15 protein-coding genes are annotated in these 17,592 nt (G+C 60.0%); 10 read left to right on the forward strand and 5 right to left on the reverse strand.

Annotated elements, in window-relative coordinates; translation table 11 throughout:
- Positions 1–34: 34 nt before the first annotated feature.
- Complete coding sequence (locus tag SIAM614_RS22305) at positions 35–832, forward strand: helix-turn-helix transcriptional regulator (protein WP_006938129.1); 798 nt, start codon at positions 35–37, stop codon at positions 830–832.
- Positions 833–989: 157 nt separating this feature from the next.
- On the opposite strand, the gene feoB is transcribed toward SIAM614_RS22305, so the two are convergent.
- From feoB to SIAM614_RS22325, 4 genes are all read right to left on the reverse strand, one after another.
- Positions 990–3,359: a ferrous iron transport protein B gene (gene feoB, locus SIAM614_RS22310; protein ID WP_006938130.1), complete on the reverse strand. Its 2,370-nt coding sequence runs from the start codon at positions 3,357–3,359 to the stop codon at positions 990–992.
- Positions 3,359–3,727 carry a ferrous iron transport protein A gene (locus SIAM614_RS22315; protein WP_006938131.1) on the reverse strand — a complete coding sequence of 123 codons (369 nt, stop codon included), beginning with the start codon at positions 3,725–3,727 and terminating at the stop codon, positions 3,359–3,361. The genes feoB and SIAM614_RS22315 overlap by 1 nt, the downstream gene beginning before the upstream one ends.
- 138 nt (positions 3,728–3,865) lie before the next feature.
- The gene (locus SIAM614_RS22320; RefSeq protein WP_006938134.1) at positions 3,866–4,447 is read right to left on the reverse strand and encodes a UbiX family flavin prenyltransferase; all 582 of its coding nucleotides are present in this window, start codon (positions 4,445–4,447) and stop codon (positions 3,866–3,868) included.
- Positions 4,444–5,958 carry a UbiD family decarboxylase gene (locus SIAM614_RS22325; RefSeq protein WP_050789457.1) on the reverse strand — a complete coding sequence of 505 codons (1,515 nt, stop codon included), beginning with the start codon at positions 5,956–5,958 and terminating at the stop codon, positions 4,444–4,446. The genes SIAM614_RS22320 and SIAM614_RS22325 overlap by 4 nt, the downstream gene beginning before the upstream one ends.
- A gap of 149 nt (positions 5,959–6,107) precedes the next feature.
- Here SIAM614_RS22325 and ubiT point away from each other — a divergent pair, with 149 nt between their 5' ends.
- Genes ubiT through SIAM614_RS22345 form a run of 4 tightly spaced genes read left to right on the forward strand, consistent with a single transcriptional unit; the run spans position 6,108 to position 8,946 of the window.
- The gene (gene ubiT / locus SIAM614_RS22330) at positions 6,108–6,665 is read left to right on the forward strand and encodes a ubiquinone anaerobic biosynthesis accessory factor UbiT (RefSeq protein ID WP_050789458.1); all 558 of its coding nucleotides are present in this window, start codon (positions 6,108–6,110) and stop codon (positions 6,663–6,665) included.
- Positions 6,666–6,685: 20 nt separating this feature from the next.
- Positions 6,686–7,672, forward strand: coding sequence for a ubiquinone anaerobic biosynthesis protein UbiU (gene ubiU / locus SIAM614_RS22335; protein WP_040440870.1), 987 nt, complete (start codon positions 6,686–6,688; stop codon positions 7,670–7,672).
- Between the two features lie 3 nt (positions 7,673–7,675).
- The gene (gene ubiV / locus SIAM614_RS22340; RefSeq protein ID WP_006938145.1) at positions 7,676–8,587 is read left to right on the forward strand and encodes a ubiquinone anaerobic biosynthesis protein UbiV; all 912 of its coding nucleotides are present in this window, start codon (positions 7,676–7,678) and stop codon (positions 8,585–8,587) included.
- Entirely contained in the window at positions 8,560–8,946 is a 387-nt protein-coding gene (locus SIAM614_RS22345) for a hypothetical protein (protein ID WP_006938146.1), read from the forward strand. The genes ubiV and SIAM614_RS22345 overlap by 28 nt, the downstream gene beginning before the upstream one ends.
- Before the next feature lie 11 nt (positions 8,947–8,957).
- Here the strand turns inward: SIAM614_RS22345 and SIAM614_RS22350 are convergent, their stop codons facing one another.
- Positions 8,958–9,719: an NnrU family protein gene (locus tag SIAM614_RS22350; protein WP_229597993.1), complete on the reverse strand. Its 762-nt coding sequence runs from the start codon at positions 9,717–9,719 to the stop codon at positions 8,958–8,960.
- A 139-nt stretch (positions 9,720–9,858) separates the two neighbouring features.
- Between SIAM614_RS22350 and SIAM614_RS22355 the strand changes: the two genes are divergently transcribed.
- From SIAM614_RS22355 to SIAM614_RS22380, 5 genes are all read left to right on the forward strand, one after another.
- Positions 9,859–11,076, forward strand: a complete 1,218-nt coding sequence (locus SIAM614_RS22355) for an NnrS family protein (RefSeq protein WP_081455321.1) — start codon at positions 9,859–9,861, stop codon at positions 11,074–11,076.
- Positions 11,077–11,230: 154 nt separating this feature from the next.
- On the forward strand, positions 11,231–13,444 hold the full coding sequence (locus tag SIAM614_RS22365) for a NosR/NirI family protein (RefSeq protein WP_006938154.1): 2,214 nt from the start codon (positions 11,231–11,233) through the stop codon (positions 13,442–13,444).
- Between the two features lie 30 nt (positions 13,445–13,474).
- A complete protein-coding gene (gene nosZ, locus SIAM614_RS22370) occupies positions 13,475–15,385 on the forward strand; it encodes a TAT-dependent nitrous-oxide reductase (RefSeq protein WP_006938155.1) in 1,911 nt (636 codons plus the stop codon).
- 3 nt (positions 15,386–15,388) lie between these two features.
- The gene (locus SIAM614_RS22375; protein WP_081455316.1) at positions 15,389–16,672 is read left to right on the forward strand and encodes a nitrous oxide reductase family maturation protein NosD; all 1,284 of its coding nucleotides are present in this window, start codon (positions 15,389–15,391) and stop codon (positions 16,670–16,672) included.
- Entirely contained in the window at positions 16,669–17,589 is a 921-nt protein-coding gene (locus SIAM614_RS22380; protein ID WP_006938157.1) for an ABC transporter ATP-binding protein, read from the forward strand. Before SIAM614_RS22375 ends, SIAM614_RS22380 begins: the two co-directional genes overlap by 4 nt.
- The last annotated feature ends 3 nt before the right edge of the window (positions 17,590–17,592 follow it).

The raw sequence follows: 17,592 nt of genomic DNA on the forward strand, positions 1-17,592 counted from the left end.
AATGAGGGGGTATATACCCCCAAAGAGGTATGCGGTGCATCTTCCCAATTCAGCAGAGAAACTTCTCGGCGAAGCCATCGCGTCCATCGGCAGAAACACGTTTGAAAACACGCTCTTTCAATGGCTCAGCCGATGCTTCCAAATCGACAACACCACAATGCTCGCCTATTTCCAGGACAGGCAGCCGGACGTGCTTTTTGCGCAATCGGTCGAAAAGCGCGTTCATGAAAAGCTCGACACCGACTATGTCTCCGGGATCTATCTGCTTGATCCCTTTCATGCCCTGCATGTGGAGAAGGCGCCGCGCGGGCTGTACCGCCTGAAGGACATCGCTCCAGACCAGTTCCATCGAAACGAGTATTTCGCAGCCTATTACCAGCGGACGACGCTCATCGATGAAATAGCGTATGTCGCCTACCCCTCCGATGGGGTTTCGGTTCATGTCTGCCTTGGAAGAGATGCGTCTTCGGCACGCAAGTATTCCAGCCGTGATCTTGTTCTGGCGGCAGACCTGGCACCGATCGTCTGTAGCCTGATCGAGCAGCACTGGTCCGATCTTGAAGGGGGGGGCGAGTATTCCGAAGCCGATCTCACCAGCACATTGATCACGGCAGGAGAGCAGGAACTGGACGTCAAACTCAGCCCGCGCCAGGCGCAGGTGGCGCTTTTGATCCTGCGCGGACACTCTTCGGTTTCAATCGGCTTGAGGCTGGGGATCAGCTTCCAGACGGTCAAGGTCATTCGCAAGCAGCTCTACCGAAAATGCAATATTTCATCACAGGCAGAACTCTTTTCCTGCTTCATGCCCCTGCTTTCAAAACACGGTTCTTAAAGCCAACTCCAAGGGCGCAAGCTTGATCGCGCAGTCCGCAGGGCGGCAGCACCTCAAAATACCGGCGCCAGAACATCCAAGGGACCGAGAACCAGCGAACGTCCGGCTTGGTGACGCGAAACAGTTGGTTCACGATCTTCAGAAATGCGGACCAACATCAACCGAATGCGCTTTCTTCAGCTCGGACTGAGATGGCAAAGTTTCTTGCGGTGAAATAGGACAATCCGTGCAGAAATGTCATCAATGACAGCCAGAAGACAGCTTCTTCCGGTTTGTTAGAAAATTGGCTGAGCTGATAAGCGATGGTCGCCGCTGAATAAGCAACGAACGTTGTCCAGGCCGCAGCGAAGACAGCCCACCCTGCGCCGATTTCACGGGCAATCGCTGAAAGGGTCGCAACGCAGGGGATGTAGAGCAATACGGCCAGCATGTAGGCAAAAGCGGCACCTTTGCTGCCGAAATATCGGAACATTTCAGCAAAGACGGCAGGCTGGACGTTCTGTTCGCCGGCTGCGGCTTCAAAACTGGAAATGTCACCTACATCCAGTCCCAGCGGATCGAGCAGGGCGTCCGCGAGGCCAAGCAGGGATTCGCCCAGGGCAAGCACTGCGGCTTGTGCGGTTTCCATCGGATTAGGAACCACGTCGCCTGCCGGTTCGCCGGAGGCGTAAAGCGCCTGAAGGGTACCCACTACGGTTTCCTTGGCAAACATACCGGTGAAAAGACCGACCGCTGCCGGCCAGTTGTCGGCACTGACGCCCATGGGTTCCAGAACGGGCGTAACCTGCCGGGCTGTGAGCGCCAGTATGGAGGTGCCATTGTCCTCATTGCCGAAGCTGCCATCGGGCCCGACGGAGTTCAGAAACGACAGGAGCGCAACCACGATGACGATGGTCTTGCCGGCCTCGGCGACGAACTGCCGGATCCGGGCCCAGCAGAGGCGCAGGACCCTGGAAAGTGGAGGCATCTGGTAGATAGGCAGTTCTATTGCGAGGGGTCGGGGCCGCTTCAGGGTCAGCCGGGGAGCCAGCATCCAGCCAGTGAATAGCGCTGCCGCCATGCCGATCAGATAAAGCGCGAAAACGACATTCTGGCCGCCAACCGGGAAAAATGCAGCCGCGAACAGCGCATAGACCGGAAGGCGCGCACCGCAGGACATGAAGGGCGCCATCATCGATGTCAGAATTCGCTCGGCGCGCGTGTCCAGTGTCCGGGTCGCCAGCACTGCAGGAATTGTGCATCCGAAGCCGAGTACAAGCGGCAGGAAAGCGCGGCCCGACAGGCCGAGACGACGCATCACACGGTCGGCAACCACGGCGGCACGGGTCATGTATCCGCTTTCCTCCAGAAAGATCTGGCACAGGAACAGGAAACCGACCACCGGAACGAATGTCCCGACCGTCTGGATGCCGGTACCGATCGCGCTGACGGCAATATCGGCGACCGTGCCGGACAGCCCAAGCTGATGGAACACAAGCGCAGGCGTATCGACAAAGGCGGCCTGACCGAGCCCGTCGAACAGATCGATGAAGACGCCGGACACATTGATCGTCAGGAAGAACAGGAGATACATCACCCCAAGAAACAGCGCCGGGCCTAACCATGGCGAAAGGGCGATCCGGTCGAACCGGTCGGACAGAAATCTTCGCCCCGCGGGAGGCGGCATGTCGATGCGGCGCACCAGAAGGGTTGCCTGTGCAAGGGGTGCATCCGCCAGATACTGGTCGAGCGGCACGCCTTCCACGGCGCCGGTGTCCTCGATCAACCGGTCACGGATTTCAAGAAGGTCTTGTCTCGCGCGTTTTTCCGTCAACCAGTCCCGTTCCATCAACCGGCGCGATGCGGCTACGGTGTTGGCGTTTTCATATTCGGGCCTGCCGGCCAGCACCTGTTGCAAAACCCGCAAAGCGTCGGAGACGTTGCCGGGCAAGGATGTCCGGGGTGGAGAGACCCCCCGCTCCCCGTCTTGCAAACAGCGTGCAAGCTGGTCATGGAGCTGATCGAGCCCGGAAAGTGTTCTGCCGGAAACGGCAACCACAGGAACATTCAACTGTTCGGTCAGAATCCGAGCGGCCGTGTCCACGGCAGCGGATGTCCAGCAGTCGGCCTTCGTCAAAACCGCAATAACCGGCACGCCGTTGCCGAGCGCCTGCAGCAACATGGACAATCCGCGATGCGGCGCGGACAGGTCCACCGCAACAATCAGGGCATCGTGTGGAACGTTGACGAGCGCGTCTCTGGCAACCCTCTCATCTATTCGCTCCGCTTGGGGAGCGGACAGGCTTGAAACTCCCGGCAGGTCAACGAATTCAACGGTCAGGCCCTTGATGACAGCCGTTCCGCTCTTTCGATCGACGGTCACGCCAGGCCAGTTGCCGATCGTTTGCCGGGCGCCAGTCAACATGTTGAACAGCGTGGACTTGCCTGAGTTGGCAGGGCCGAGCAGAAAAACCCGGTACTGTGCCGGTGCGCAGGGCAGCAGATCCCGCCGAACGCAGCCGGGTGCCGCACAACTGGAACACCCCATCAGACGTCCCTCCCCGGAAAATCTTGTTCGTGCTCTTGTTGTTGTTCGCCATTGCTGTCACAGTCGCACCCGCAGCCACATGGCGAAAGATGAACTGCCAAGGCCAGATCCGCGCCGATGGCGGCACGAATGTCACCGCAGGCCACGATGCGCGGCCGCGAACCGTTGCCGCGTAGAAGATTGATGACCGTGTCAGGTGCAAGCCCGGCCGCAAGAAGTTCCATGCGCGCGTGGCGGGTCTCGCCCAGGCAGACAACGTGATACGCCTTGCCCGGCTCTGCATGCGCCAGCGTCAGAACGTCCGTGCCTTTGGCCGCCGGTGGCGGCAGGAAGTGTCCACTCTCGGTTTGCAGGTCAGGTTCAGACATCGGCAGAGCCCTTGTTGTTCCAAAAAGGGCGTAGCACCGGGAGCAACCGGGCTATTTGACCATAGTCAAGTCTGACAGGAGGCCTGGTCGCGGCGAAACATCACAGGTTGACGGCTGGCGGCTGTCAGAGATGCAGTTTCAGGCTGGGTCACCTGTCCAACGCTGCAGAGCGTTTCCCGGATCGACACCAGCCATGGCAAGCGCGCGGGCAGCAATTTGCCGGATCATTTCCTCCAGCGTGAGTAGGCCCAGATAAAACGGCGGCACGGGCGGTGCGACGATCGCTCCCATGCGGGTAACCTTGAGCATTGCCTCCAGGTGCCCTTCGTGGAGCGGGGCTTCTCGTGCCAGAAGGACAAGCGGCCTGCGTTCCTTCAGTGTGACATCGGCAGCACGCGCCAGCAGTCCCTCGCCCGTGCCATAGGCTATGGCTGCGAGGCTGCGCATGGAACAAGGCGCAACGATCATGGCGTCCACGGGATATGACCCGCTGGATATGGCGGCGGCAACATCCGAAACGGCATATTCCTGCGTCGCGAGATCGTGGATTTCCTGGCGGGCTGCCTCACCCAACTCAAGCTGGATCGTCCGTTCCGCCGCCGCGCTCACCGTGGTGAAGGTTTCGAGCTTGAGTGCCTTGCACAGCCGCAGAAGTTCAAGTGCAATTGCCGCGCCCGATGCCCCTGAGATGCCGATTACAAGACGTTTGCGCGGGCTCATGGGCGCACCTCGGAACCAGATGTCTGAAATAGCTGCGCGAAGAGGTTGTCGGCTCGCTTTTCCATCTCGGACGGCATGGTCAGTTTCTCCGCAAACGTCCGTGTCGTCTCTGCGCCTGTCTTGATCGTCGCATCGACGCCGAGCTTGCCACCGAGGCCCTCGCGCAGGCTGGCAAAGTCCAGTTGATCGACCGGTGTTCCGGTCAGAACGAGCAGGTCGCGCTCAGGGTCAGACCGGGTCGCGACAGCCCACATGACATCGTCCCAGTTGCGGATGTCGATGTCCTGATCGACAGTGATCACGTATTTGGTCATCGAGAACTGTGGCAAGAGCGACCAGAAGCCCATCATCGCCCTCCGTGCCTGACCGGGATATGTCTTGGCGATCTGAAGAATGGCCACTCTGTAGGAACAGGTCGCCGGGGGCAGATGAACATCGACAATTTCCGGGACTGCCTGGCGCAGCAGCGGGCGGAAGAGATCCGTCATGGCCTCGCCGATAACAGAGGGTTCGTCGGGTGCCCTGCCCGTAAAGGTCGACAGATAGACGCAGTCCCGGCGCATCTTCATGGCCCTCAGCCGGAAGACTGGATAATTGGCGGCTTCGTTGTAGTAACCGGTGTGATCGCCGAAAGGCCCTTCGAGCGCCGTCTCTCCCGGCTGAACTTCCCCTTCCAGGACAATCTCGGAACTCGCCGGGACATGAAGACCGATCGTGTCGCAGGGAGCGAGCCTTGACGGAGTGCCGTTGAAGATGCCGGCCAGCGCCAGTTCGCTCACGTTCCCCGGGGCCGGGATAACAGACGCCAGCAAGGTTGCCGGATCACAGCCGATCACCACGGCAACAGGCATTGCCTCGCCTCTGTGCTGCCATTGGCGGTAATGCTGTGCACCGCCGCGAAACGGCAGCCAGCGCAGGATTGCCCTGTCCTTGTCCAGAACCTGGATCCGGTAGATGCCGAGATTATAGCTCCTGGGGTCGTCCTTGCCGGGATTACGGGTGACGACCATTCCCCAGGTGATCAGCGGTCCGGCATCGTCCGGCCAGCAGGTCTGGACGGGGAATTGAAAGAGATCCGGCTCGACCCGGTGAAGATCCTTGGGAACGCCCGTCATCTTCGGCCGCGCGTTGAGCCCGGCCTTTGCCATCGGGATCAGGTTTCCAGCGTCCCGCCAGGAAGCGGGCGGCTGCGGACTGCGCAGGCTGGCCAGAAAGTGCCCCAGGTCGGGCAGGTTTTCAGGGTACAGACCCAGTCCGTTCGCAACGCGCTTCGAGGTGCCGAAAAGATTGATCAGGAGGGGTGCGGCAAAACCGCCCCTGCCTGCCCGGATGGGGTTGGAAATCAGGACTGCAGGACCGGCATTTCCGATCACCTTCTGATGCAAGGCGGTTGCTTCCAAGTGGAGGTCCACTGGGGTGTTCAGGGTCTGAAGATCGTCCTCTTGACCCAGAAAATCCATGAATTTCAGCAAATTAGGAAAGGGAGGCAGATTGCGACCGGTCTTTTGCATCGTGTTTCCAGCAAGACATGCGCGTGTGGCAACACGCTGCTCAGAGTATCCGGCGATATCGGCAGAACGACCGATGCCCGCCTTGATAATTGTCAAGTTGGCGAGGGCCGATGCCGGTCTAGGCTCCGCTCACAGAAAGTGAGATCCGGATGCAAACACACCCCTCTTCGGAAAGCCTGCCACCGCTTGTTTCCTCCCTTGTTGCGCCTCTGCCGAAACCTCCGATGGAAGCGCTGCTGTCGACCCTCACGAGGCGCCTCGTCGCACGTCGCCCGGACCTGATCCGCAGGCTCGGCGACGTTGTCCGGGTGCCGATTGCGATCGTACCGGACGATTTGCCTCACGCCTTTCTTCTGTCACTCGACCCGGACAACTCCAGGGTCCGGATCTGCGACAAGAGCCGGATCGGCGATGCCAGGGCGATCGTGCGCGCCCCCTTTCTGGCGCTGCTGGGGCTACTGGACGGCACCTATGATGGCGATGCCCTGTTCTTCAGCCGCGATCTTCGTATCGAAGGCAGGACAGAACACGTATTGGCCCTGCGCAACACGCTGGAGGAGGCAGACCTCACTCCGGGTGAATTCTTCGGCCTGAGCGGACAGTCGGCCGACTGGGTGAACACCATCAGCGACAAGCTGCTTGGCCAGGTTCGTGCCTTTGCGCAAAAATCCGCCCACGCTGACTGTTCCCGGCAGAAACTCTCATGAGATCAACCGAAGCAAAGCAGATGGAACTGGTTTGCCCGGCGGGAACACCTGCTGCTTTGCGCGCAGCCGCGGAAGCTGGTGCCGATGCGATCTATTGCGGCCTTGCGAACGAGACCAACGCGCGCAACTTTCCCGGGCTGAACTTCTCGCCGGAAGAGCTGGCGGATGGTGTCGCCTTTGCCCACCGCAAGGGGTCGAAGGTGCTGGTCGCGATCAATACTTTTGCCCGGGCCGGAGATGTCGATCTGTGGCGTGAGGCTGTCGACACCGCTGCGCAAAGCGGGGCCGACGCGGTCATTGCCGCTGATCTTGCCGTCCTCGACCATGCGGCAAGCAACCATCCTGATCTCAGGCTTCATCTGTCCGTGCAGGCAGCCGCCAATACGCCCGAGGCGATCCGGTTTTATGCGGACACTTTCGGGGTCAAGCGCGTCGTCCTGCCCAGGGTCCTGTCCGTGCCGGAAATCGCTGCACTGAACAAGGAAATCAATGTCGAAACCGAGGTATTCGTTTTCGGCGGGCTCTGCGTGATGACGGAAGGCAGATGCTCGCTTTCCTCCTACGCCACGGGCAAGTCGCCGAACCTGACCGGCGTGTGTTCGCCGCCGGAACATGTCGACTATACCGAAGACGCAGATGGCAGACTTCTGGCGCGGCTCGGCGGGTTCACCATTGACAGTTTCGAGGCGGGCCAGGCAGCCGGTTATCCGACGCTCTGCAAGGGCCAGTTCACTGCGGAAGGCAAAACCGGTTACCTGTTCGAGGACCCGGTTTCCCTCAATGCCTTCGAACTTCTCGGAGAACTTTCCAAGGCGGGTGTCACCGCGCTGAAGATCGAAGGTCGCCAGCGCGGCAAGGCCTATATCGCGGGCGTCGTCGGAGCCTTCCGCAAGGCGGTCGACAGTCTTTCGGACGGCGGCGATCCCGGCCCCGCCATCGGCGCGCTGAAAGCCTTTTCGGAAGGCGGCCGTCAGACCGCCGGCTCCTACAAGAAAACATGGCGATAAGTGATGCCGGACCATTCGAATATTGAAATTGCGCTCGGACCCTGCTTCTTCAACTGGCCGGCAGACCGGCTTCTCGACTTCTACCGCGGCATCGCCGAGGAAGCGGATATCGACCGCGTGTATCTGGGTGAAGTCGTGTGCGGCAAGCGCATGCCGTTCACCGATGCAATCTGGCCGGATGTCATAGAGATGCTGACCAAGGCCGGAAAACAGGTGGTTCTGTCGGGACTTGCGCAACCCGTCAACAAGCGGGAGCGAGAGATTCTGCGTCAGCAGGCCGGCTATGACATGCCTATTGAGATCAACGATCTGTCGATGGTCCCGGGCCGCGCCGGCCTGGAATTCACGGCAGGCCCGTTTCTGAATGTCTACAACGAAGCCAGCCTCAGATTGCTTGCCGACAGAGGTGCGACAGCCTGGTGTCCTCCGGTCGAACTGCCTCTTGTTTCGATCCAGAAAATCGCCGCGCTTGTGCCGGAGGTGGACATCGAACTCTTTGCGTTCGGCAGGCTGCCTCTCGCGCTCTCCTCCCGTTGTTATCACGCCAGGGCACATGGGCTGCGCAAGGATGCCTGTCAGTTTGTCTGTGACCGGGATCCGGATGGAATGAATATCGCTACCCTGGACGATCGCAGGTTCCTGGCGACAAACGGAATTCAGACCCTGTCGGATGCCGTTCATGTTGCGGGCGTAACCAGCGGACAATTACAGGCGACGGGTATCCGCCGGCTGCGTCTGTCTCCTCATTCGGTAGACATGGCGAAGGTCGCAGGAAGCTTCAGGCGGTTTCTGGATGGCGATCTGACATGTGACGAATTGAATGCCGATCTCGCCAGCCAAGGCCTGCCTGGGCCTGTCTGCAACGCCTATCTCGCAGGAGATGCCGGATGGAAGAAAGCGACACTCCCGGCCTGATGCCGGACACCGGACCGCGCAGCGACCCGTTTCCGGATGTCATCGAACAGATTCACCGCGAACTGCAGCGCCTGGACATGCCCTGCACGTGCAAGGAACAACTGGACCGGACCATTGTCGCGATAGAAACCTGGCGAAAGCTCAAGCTGCAGAAAGACCTGACCGGCAATATCGAGACCGAGTATGCGCATATGGTTTCCGGCATATCCTTTCTGGGCGATCTGGCACACCTCAGCCGAAAGCCGCTGACGCGGCAGGAGATGATTGATCATGCCGAAAGCCTCAAGTTTCTGGCGGATATGGCGGATCGCTGCGCGCGGCGGCTGACGGAACTTGCCAGAATTTCCGGTAAAATCTGAAAGCCGGCGCCTTACGGCATCAGTGTCGCCACGGGATCGACACCTGTAAACAAGGGGTGCGCCACAGCCAGGACGACGTAGAGCACAAGTCCTGCTGTTGCCCTGCTCAGGAACGGTTGCCAGTTGACCTTTGCCGGTCTGGACGAACGCTTGATATCGGCAACCAGTGCCGGCCACGCCATGCCCAAGTCCCGTTGTTTTCGCCGGTCTATCAGTTTCATGCCCGCCAGAGAGAAGACCGCAAACGTTCCGAACAGGATGACGTGCGCCAGATCTCCGTTCGGAACAACATGCGCCACTGACCACAGAAACGCAGCCACCAGAATGGGGTGACGCATCAGGCCGACGATGCCAGGACGTTCGGGATCGAACCTGTTGTTGTGCCGTCCGCCGAAGGAGAACGGGTTTGGCACACCGATCCCGAAGGCGAGGATCAGACAGACGGGCAGCATCATCAGTACGGGTACAAAGGTCTGCCAGGGCTCCCAAGACCAAAGCGCAACGTATGGCGCATCACGGGCCGCAACAATCAGCCACCACAGGATCGCCAGTGAAAGCAGCGAATAGCAGAGTGAAAACCCGCGCGGCGAAAGCAAGGCGACCAGAACTGGACGTACCGGAGGCCTGACCAGAACCATATGAGAGGCGAAGAAGACCAGGAAGGCCGCGATAAAATTGAGCCAGTTGAGGCTGGGCATGGCAGGGGCGCTCTCTTCAGGAACACGACTTCGGAACCAGGCGGCTCCTTCGATATACATGACTTTTATAGTCATAAATCCAATCCGACTTGACGATGGTCAAGACACTGGCGGACCTGCCTTGGGATCATGAGCCAAGGGCCATTCAGCCTGTTTCATCTTCAGCTGCATTTGCCGGCCTGCCGGCAGAAACACCCCGAAAGGCAAGCTCATGATGGCAACTCATCGTTTTGGGGCATTGGGCACCCCTAACCGGATCCCGACCGTGTTAACCGCCGGGTTCAGGTTCTTTTTCCTGTCCGCCGGTATTTTTTCGGTTTTCGCCATGCTTGCCTGGACAGTCTGGCTCGGCGTTCACGCTGCCGGAGGGACCTTTGTCTCCACACCCATGTCCATGGCCCCGCATCTCTGGCACGCGCACGAAATGGTTTTCGGTTACACGGCTGCCGTGATTGCGGGATTTTTCGTGACCGCGGTCCCCAACTGGACCGGAACGAAGGAAGCCGGTTCGCTGTTTGTCATTGCCAGCGGCACGGTCTGGCTCGCGGGACGGTTTGCCATCTGGTTTTCAAACAGCATAGACCCGGTGATCGTTGCCGCGGTGGATCTTGCCTTTGTCCCGGTCCTCTCCACTGCCGTGCTGGGGCGTCTCGCTCGCAAATCCCAGGCCCGGAACATGGTGTTCCTGGCGCTGCTGACGGCTCTCCTAACCGGTAATCTGATGATGCATCTGGAGTGGATCGGCTGGACGGACGACACCGCCCAGGCAGGTGTTCGAATGGGAATTTTCACCAGCACGGCCATGATCGCGATTATCGGCGGCAGGGTCGTGCCGGCGTTCACGCGCAATGCCCTGCTTCGGGCGGGCCATCAAGGGCCCCTGCCCGTGTCACGTGTCTGGCTGGACCGGGCCGGTATCCTGCTCGTCCTGCTCGCGGCCCTCGCCTTCCTGCCGTTTGTGCCGGAAGTGCTGCGTGGTGGATTATGTCTGGCGGCCGGACTGGTCACGCTGTTACGCCTTGTCGGCTGGCAGGGGTGGGCGGCACGAGGGGAGCCGATTCTCTGGATCCTGCATGCCGCTTATCTGCTGCTTGGGGCCGGGTATCTGGTTTACGGCGTGACTTTACTGACCGGGGAATACTCCGAAACGGCTGCCCTGCATCTGCTTGCAGCCGGGGCGATCGGCAGCATGACGCTTGCGATGATGACCCGCGCCTCGCTCGGTCATGCGGGTTTGCCCTTGAAGGTGTCGCGGCCGATCGTGATCGCTTATGTGCTTCTGATCGCCGCTGCGCTGGTGCGAAGTTTTGGACTTACCGCGCTCGACTATTTCGAAACCATGCTGTTGTCGGGCAGCCTGTGGATCCTGGCCTTCGGGATATATGCCTGGGTCTATTTCCCGATACTCACAACACCTCGAATACGAAAATAAACTTACTTTTCAAGGCGCTCACCACAAGTGAGCGCTTTTTTTTCGTCTTCCCAAAATCATTTTCGACACGCTTGACAATCGTCAAGAAGTTCCAGGTCACGAAGGCCGACAACTGGCCCTGAGAGAAAACACACGACTTCTTGGAGCGCGTCTCGTGGGTCATCCCCGTCACATTTTTCTGTTCGCCATTCTGAGCCTCGCTGTTGTGCTGGGCCTGGCAGGAACCGCACCGGTCAAGGCAGATGATGCGCTGGTCCAGCAGTACCTCGACAAGGTTGCGCCGGGCGAACTCGTGCCGGGTGCCGATACATTCGGGCCGCTGAAGAGTGATGTTCCGGTCGTACCAGCCCTGAACGGCAAGGATACGCTTGGCTGGGTTTACCTTACGTCAGACTTCGTCTCCACGACGGGCTATTCCGGCAAGCCGATCCACACACTGGTCGGTGTCGACAAGGACGCCGTCATCACTGGGGTTCGACTGGTCAAACACTCCGAACCGATTGTCCTGATCGGGATTCCCGACAAGAAAATCCGGGCGGTGACGGAAGGTTATGCAGGTCTGGACCTGAAGGCGGAAGCTGCCAGCGGCGGTTCTGCGCATGATCTCGACATCATTTCCGGCGCGACCGTGACCATCATGGTCATCGACGATTCCATCATCCGTTCGGGCCTGAAGGTTGCGCGGACCCTGGGATTGGGTGGCCTTGCTTCCGAGGTCGCTGAGACCGGCCCGCAAAGGGAAGTCGATACCGGCAAGACCGACATCATTGACTGGATGACGTTGACAGGTGACGGCTCCGTTCGGCGCCTCTCCCTCGATGTCGCGCAGATCAACGAATCCTTCGTGGTTCAGGGAGACAAACGTGCGGTCGACCGGCCTGAGAAAGGCCCGGAAACAGACACCTTCATCGACCTTTATCTTGCCCTTGCAGATGTGCCTTCAATCGGCCTGTCGCTGTTGGGCGAAGCGGAATATGCCAACCTGATGGCCCGGCTGAACGACGGTGACCACGCCATTCTGGTGGCCGGCCGGGGACGCTACTCCTTCAAGGGTTCGGGTTATGTACGGGGCGGGATCTTCGATCGCATCCAGCTCATCCAGGACGACGTCTCGGTGCGTTTCCATGATCGCCAGCACAACCGGGTCGGCACCATCGCCGCTGACGGTGCCCCGGCCTTTTCGGAAATGGACCTCTTCATCATTCCAGCGGACTCAGGTTTCGAACCTGCCAGGGAATTCCGGCTGCAGTTGCTCGTGCAGCGTCCGGTCGGCCCGATCGAGAAGGTGTTCCTTACATTCGATCTCGGCTACCGCCTGCCCGACAGTTATCTGAAGACCGTTGCACCAGCCGCAGCGCCTGCCGCAGCTTCAGGGCAGTCCAATGGAGCCGCCTCCGACAAGGACACGGGTGTCCAGGCGCTCTGGAAACGCATCTGGAATGACCGCAAGACGGACGTCCTGATCCTCGGGGCTGCCATCGCCGTGCTCACGCTGGTGTTCTTCTTCCAGATGCAGGTGACCCGCAACGAGCGTTTCACCTTCTGGTTCCGCATCGGCTTCCTCACCTTCACGCTGGTCTGGCTCGGCTGGATGGAAAATGCCCAGCTGTCGGTGGTCAACGTGCTGGCATTCTTCTCGGCCCTCACGAGCGACTTCAGCTGGGACGCCTTTCTGATGGACCCCCTGGTGTTCCTGCTGTGGTTCTCCGTGGCCGCTGCCCTTCTGTTCTGGGGACGCGGTGCCTATTGCGGCTGGCTTTGCCCCTTCGGCGCGCTGCAGGAGCTGACCAACCGTATTGCCAAGCTGTGCCGTATCCCGCAGATCGAAGTGCCCTGGGGTCTGCATGAACGCCTGTGGCCGGTGAAATACATTATCTTCCTGGGTCTGTTCGGACTGTCGCTCTACTCACTCGATGTTGCCGAACACTACGCCGAAGTCGAGCCCTTCAAGACGGCCATCATCCTGAAGTTCCAGCGCGCCTGGCCGTTTGTCCTGTTCGCGGTGGCCCTTCTGGCAGCCGGCCTGTTCATCGAGCGGTTCTATTGCCGGTATCTGTGCCCGCTTGGCGCAGCCCTCGCGATCCCTGCCCGTCTGCGGATGTTCGACTGGCTGAAGCGGTATCGCGAGTGCGGCAACCCCTGCAACCGCTGCGCCAAGGAATGCATGGTCCAGGCCATCCATCCGGAAGGCAACATCAATCCAAACGAGTGCCTGAACTGCCTGCACTGCCAGGTTCTGTATCAGCACGACCAGAAATGTCCCGTTTGCATCAAGAAGCTCGCGAAAAGACGGCGGTTCGAGGTGCAGACCGGTCTCGTCAAGCCGGACACGAATGCCAAGGCGGAAACGCCAGTGCCGGCCAAATAACCTTCAAAAGGCAACCTAAGGAGATCAGCCATGAAGGACACTCACGAACAGCGCGGCGTATCCCGCCGGGATCTGTTGGGCGGATCAGCCAAGACCGCCATTGTTGCCGGAATGGGCGCTGTTGCCCTGAGCGGTGCAGACCTTGCATATGCGCAGGGAGACGGTCAGAAGTTCGAACTCTCACCGGGTGAACTCGACGAATATTACGGCTTCTGGTCTTCGGGCCAGAGCGGCGAGCTGCGCATTCTCGGTTTCCCGTCCATGCGCGAGTTGATGCGCGTTCCGGTCTTCAACCGCTGCTCGGCAACCGGCTGGGGCCAGACCAACGAGTCTCTCAAGATCCTGACGGAAGGTCTGCTGCCGGAAACCAAGGCGTATCTCGCAGCCCAGGGCAAGGTCACCTACGACAACGGCGACCTGCACCATCCGCATATGTCCTTCACCGACGGCACCTATGACGGGCGCTACATCTTCGCCAACGACAAGGCGAATACGCGCGTCGCCCGCATCGATTGCACCACGATGAAGTGCGACAAGATCATCGAGATCCCGAACGCGCATGACATTCACGGCATGCGGCCGCAGAAATATCCGCGTACCGGCTATGTCTTTGCGAACGGCGAGCATGAAGCTCCGCTGGTCAACGACGGCAAGATCCTGGACGATCCGTCCCAATATTCCTGCCTGTTCACCGCCATCGACGGTGACGAGATGAAGGTCGCCTGGCAGGTGATAGTGTCGGGCAACCTCGACAACTGCGACGCCGACTACCAGGGCAAATATGCCTTCTCGACCAGCTACAACTCGGAAATGGGCATGAACCTTGCCGAAATGACCGAGAGCGAACTGGATCACTGCGTCGTCTTCAACATCAAGGCGATCGAGGAAGCCGTCGCTGCGGGCAACTACCGGGAACTCAACGGTGTGCCGATCGTCGACGGCCGGAAAGAAGCCAATTCCCAGTTCACCCGCTATATCCCGGTTCCGAACAGCCCGCACGGCTGCAACGCGGCTCCGGACAAGAAGCACATCGTCATCAACGGCAAGCTGTCGCCCACCTGCACGGTGATCGACGTGACCAAGGTCGACGCGCTCTTCTCTGACAATGCCGATCCACGCTCGGCTGTTGTCGCCGAACCTCAGCTCGGCCTTGGCCCGCTCCACACGGCTTTCGACGGCAAGGGCAACGCATTCACGACCCTGTTCCTCGACAGCCAGATCGTGAAGTGGAATGTCGACAAGGCCATCCGCGCCTATGCGGGTGAAGATGTCGATCCGATCATCTCGAAGGTCGATGTGCATTACCAGCCGGGCCACAACTCCACGTCCATGGGTGAAACCGCGGAAGCGGACGGCAAGTGGCTGATTTCGATGAACAAGTTCTCCAAGGACCGGTTCCTGAACGTCGGTCCGCTGAAACCGGAGAACGAACAGCTCATCGACATTTCCACCGACGACATGAAGGTCGTTCATGACGGGCCGACGTTCGCCGAACCTCATGACAGCATCATCGTGCATGCGTCGAAGCTGAATCCGGCAACTGTCTGGGATCGCAACCATCCCTGGTTTGACGATGCCAAGAAACAGGCAGCCGCCGACGGCGTCGAGCTGGAATATGCTGCGGACGTCATCCGCGACGGCAACAAGGTGCGTGTCTACATGCACTCTGTCGCGCCGACTTTCAGCCTTGAAAAATTCACGGTGAAACAGGGCGACGAAGTGACCATCTACGTCACCAACATCGACGATATCGATGACCTGACCCACGGCTTCTGCCTGTCCAATTACGGCATTGCCATGGAGGTTGGCCCGCAGGCGACCGCCTCGGTCACCTTTGTCGCCGAACGTCCGGGTGTCCATTGGTACTATTGCCAGTGGTTCTGCCATGCGCTGCACATGGAAATGCGCGGCCGGATGTTCGTGGAACCGAGGAACACCTGAGCCATGCATCGCGCCCTTTTCAATTCTCTGGCATTGTCCGCCGCTGCTGTGGCGAGCCTGACCGTCTGCGGTCCGTTACAGGCCGAGGAATGGCAGGTGCCGTCCGAAAAGGGCGCCTTGCAGCAGGCACTTCAACAAGCACAGGCCGGGGATATTCTCCGGCTTGCCCCCGGCAAGCATGAGGGCCCCGTGGTTCTCGACAAGCCCTTGACGCTGAGTGGAGCGGGCAAGGCAGGCATTGCCGGAAACGGCTCCGGCAGCGTCGTCACCATAAACGCGCCCGATAGTGTCGTGGAAGGGCTGGAACTGACCGGCTCCGGCCTGTCTCAGGATACGCTGGATGCGGGTGTCAAGCTGACCAAGACCGCACATCGCGCCATCGTGCGTGACAACCGGATCCTCGACAACCTGACCGGAGTAGATGTCCATGGCGCACGCAATGCGACCGTTTCGAACAACCTGATCGAAGGCCGCCAGGACCTGCGCATGAACGAGCGCGGCAACGGCATCTACGTCTGGAATGCGCCTGATCTTCTGGCCGAATTCAACACGATCCGCTACGGCCGCGACGGCATCTTCGTCAACACCAGCCCCAAGGACACGTTCCGCAACAACCGGTTCGAAGACCTGCGTTTTGCCGTTCACTACATGCATGGCAACAACGGTGTCATCGAGAACAACGTTTCTGAAGGCAATGACATCGGCTACGCGCTGATGTTCTCCGACCGGCTGAAGGTGCGCAACAACGTCTCTCTCGGCGACCGCAATCACGGCCTTATGCTCAACTACGCCAATCACGCGGAGATCTCCGGCAACCAGGTCGAAGGCGGCGGCGAGAAGTGCCTGTTCATGTACAACGCCAACAAGAACACGGTGACTGACAACAGCTTCGAAGGCTGCCCCATCGGTGTTCACTTCACGGCGGGCTCCGCGAACAACGCCTTCAAGGGCAATGCTTTCATCGGCAACAAGACCCAGGTGAAATATGTTGGCAGCCGCCAGCTTGACTGGAGCACGGACGGGCGTGGCAACTACTGGAGCGACCACCCGGCCTTCGACATGAACGGCGACGGCATCGCCGACACCGCCTACCGGCCCAACGACATGGTCGACCAGGTCCTGTGGACCCAACCCTCTGCCAAGCTTCTGGTCGGCAGTCCGGCCGTTCAGCTGCTGCGTTGGACCCAATCTCAATTTCCGGCCTTGCTGCCAGGCGGCATCGTCGACAACGCCCCATTGATGCATCCGCCAGTGCGGGCGACACCGAATTCGGGAGTTCAAGGATGACCGAAACGTCCCTCGCTGCACCGACCCTCCGCGTGGATGGAGTCTGCAAGACCTTTTCCGGCCACAAGGCCGTCGACGACGTGTCCTTTTCGCTGAACGCAGGTGAACGGGTTGCCATGCTCGGTCACAACGGCGCCGGCAAGACGACACTGTTCAAGATCGTGCTCGGATTTCTGAAACGCGATCACGGCGACGTCACCGTCATGGGAGCTGCCCCCGGCAGTCACGATGCCCGTGTCGGCACGGCCTATCTGCCGGAATCGGTCGCCTTTCCCGCTTCGCTCACCGGCAAGGAAGTGCTGACCTTCTATGCCAGACTGAAGGGCGAAAGCCCGGCCAAGGCCTTGCCGCTGCTCGAAAGGGTCGGCCTGGCCGAGGCTGCGAAACGGCGGGTCGGCACATATTCCAAAGGCATGCGACAACGCCTAGGTCTCGCCCAGGCACTCATCGGCCGGCCAAGACTGATCCTGCTCGACGAACCGACGACAGGCCTCGATCCGATCTCCCGGCAGACGGTTTACGAACTGATTGGTGAAATCGCGGGACAGGGAACCACCGTTCTGCTGTCGTCTCATGCCCTCACCGAACTGGAAGCACGGACAGACCGGATCCTGATCCTGTCGAAGGGCCGGCTCGTCGCGGACGATGTGTTGAGCCGCCTGCGGGCCCAGGCCGGGTTGCCGATCAGGCTGAAGGTCTGGACAAGGCCAGAGGATCTCGCCCATGTCTCCGAAAGCCTCGGCGGCGGACAGATGAACGGACGTTCTGTCGAATTCAACTGCAACGCGGACGACAAGATAAGGACCCTTTCGGCGATCAGCGCTCTTGGCAGCCTGGTTGAGGATGTCGATGTGCACGCACCGAGCCTCGATGACGTCTACCGGTATTTTTCCAGCGCCGCTGGCAAGGAGGCCTGAGCC

Source organism: Roseibium aggregatum IAM 12614, from assembly GCF_000168975.1.
Classification (GTDB): domain Bacteria; phylum Pseudomonadota; class Alphaproteobacteria; order Rhizobiales; family Stappiaceae; genus Roseibium; species Roseibium aggregatum.

Excerpts from the sequence above, each read along its gene's own strand:
- SIAM614_RS22345 (WP_006938146.1), top strand. The coding sequence starts at position 8,560 with ATGGAAGAAAGCGACACTCCCGGCCTGATGCCGGACACCGGACCGCGC.
- SIAM614_RS22320 (WP_006938134.1), bottom strand. The coding sequence starts at position 4,447 with ATGAGCCCGCGCAAACGTCTTGTAATCGGCATCTCAGGGGCATCGGGC.
- ubiT (WP_050789458.1), top strand. The coding sequence starts at position 6,108 with ATGCAAACACACCCCTCTTCGGAAAGCCTGCCACCGCTTGTTTCCTCC.
- SIAM614_RS22375 (WP_081455316.1), top strand. The coding sequence starts at position 15,389 with ATGCATCGCGCCCTTTTCAATTCTCTGGCATTGTCCGCCGCTGCTGTG.
- nosZ (WP_006938155.1), top strand. The coding sequence starts at position 13,475 with ATGAAGGACACTCACGAACAGCGCGGCGTATCCCGCCGGGATCTGTTG.
- SIAM614_RS22315 (WP_006938131.1), bottom strand. The coding sequence starts at position 3,727 with ATGTCTGAACCTGACCTGCAAACCGAGAGTGGACACTTCCTGCCGCCA.
- SIAM614_RS22355 (WP_081455321.1), top strand. The coding sequence starts at position 9,859 with ATGGCAACTCATCGTTTTGGGGCATTGGGCACCCCTAACCGGATCCCG.
- SIAM614_RS22350 (WP_229597993.1), bottom strand. The coding sequence starts at position 9,719 with ATGACTATAAAAGTCATGTATATCGAAGGAGCCGCCTGGTTCCGAAGT.
- SIAM614_RS22380 (WP_006938157.1), top strand. The coding sequence starts at position 16,669 with ATGACCGAAACGTCCCTCGCTGCACCGACCCTCCGCGTGGATGGAGTC.
- feoB (WP_006938130.1), bottom strand. The coding sequence starts at position 3,359 with ATGGGGTGTTCCAGTTGTGCGGCACCCGGCTGCGTTCGGCGGGATCTG.
- ubiU (WP_040440870.1), top strand. The coding sequence starts at position 6,686 with ATGGAACTGGTTTGCCCGGCGGGAACACCTGCTGCTTTGCGCGCAGCC.
- SIAM614_RS22325 (WP_050789457.1), bottom strand. The coding sequence starts at position 5,958 with ATGCAAAAGACCGGTCGCAATCTGCCTCCCTTTCCTAATTTGCTGAAA.
- ubiV (WP_006938145.1), top strand. The coding sequence starts at position 7,676 with ATGCCGGACCATTCGAATATTGAAATTGCGCTCGGACCCTGCTTCTTC.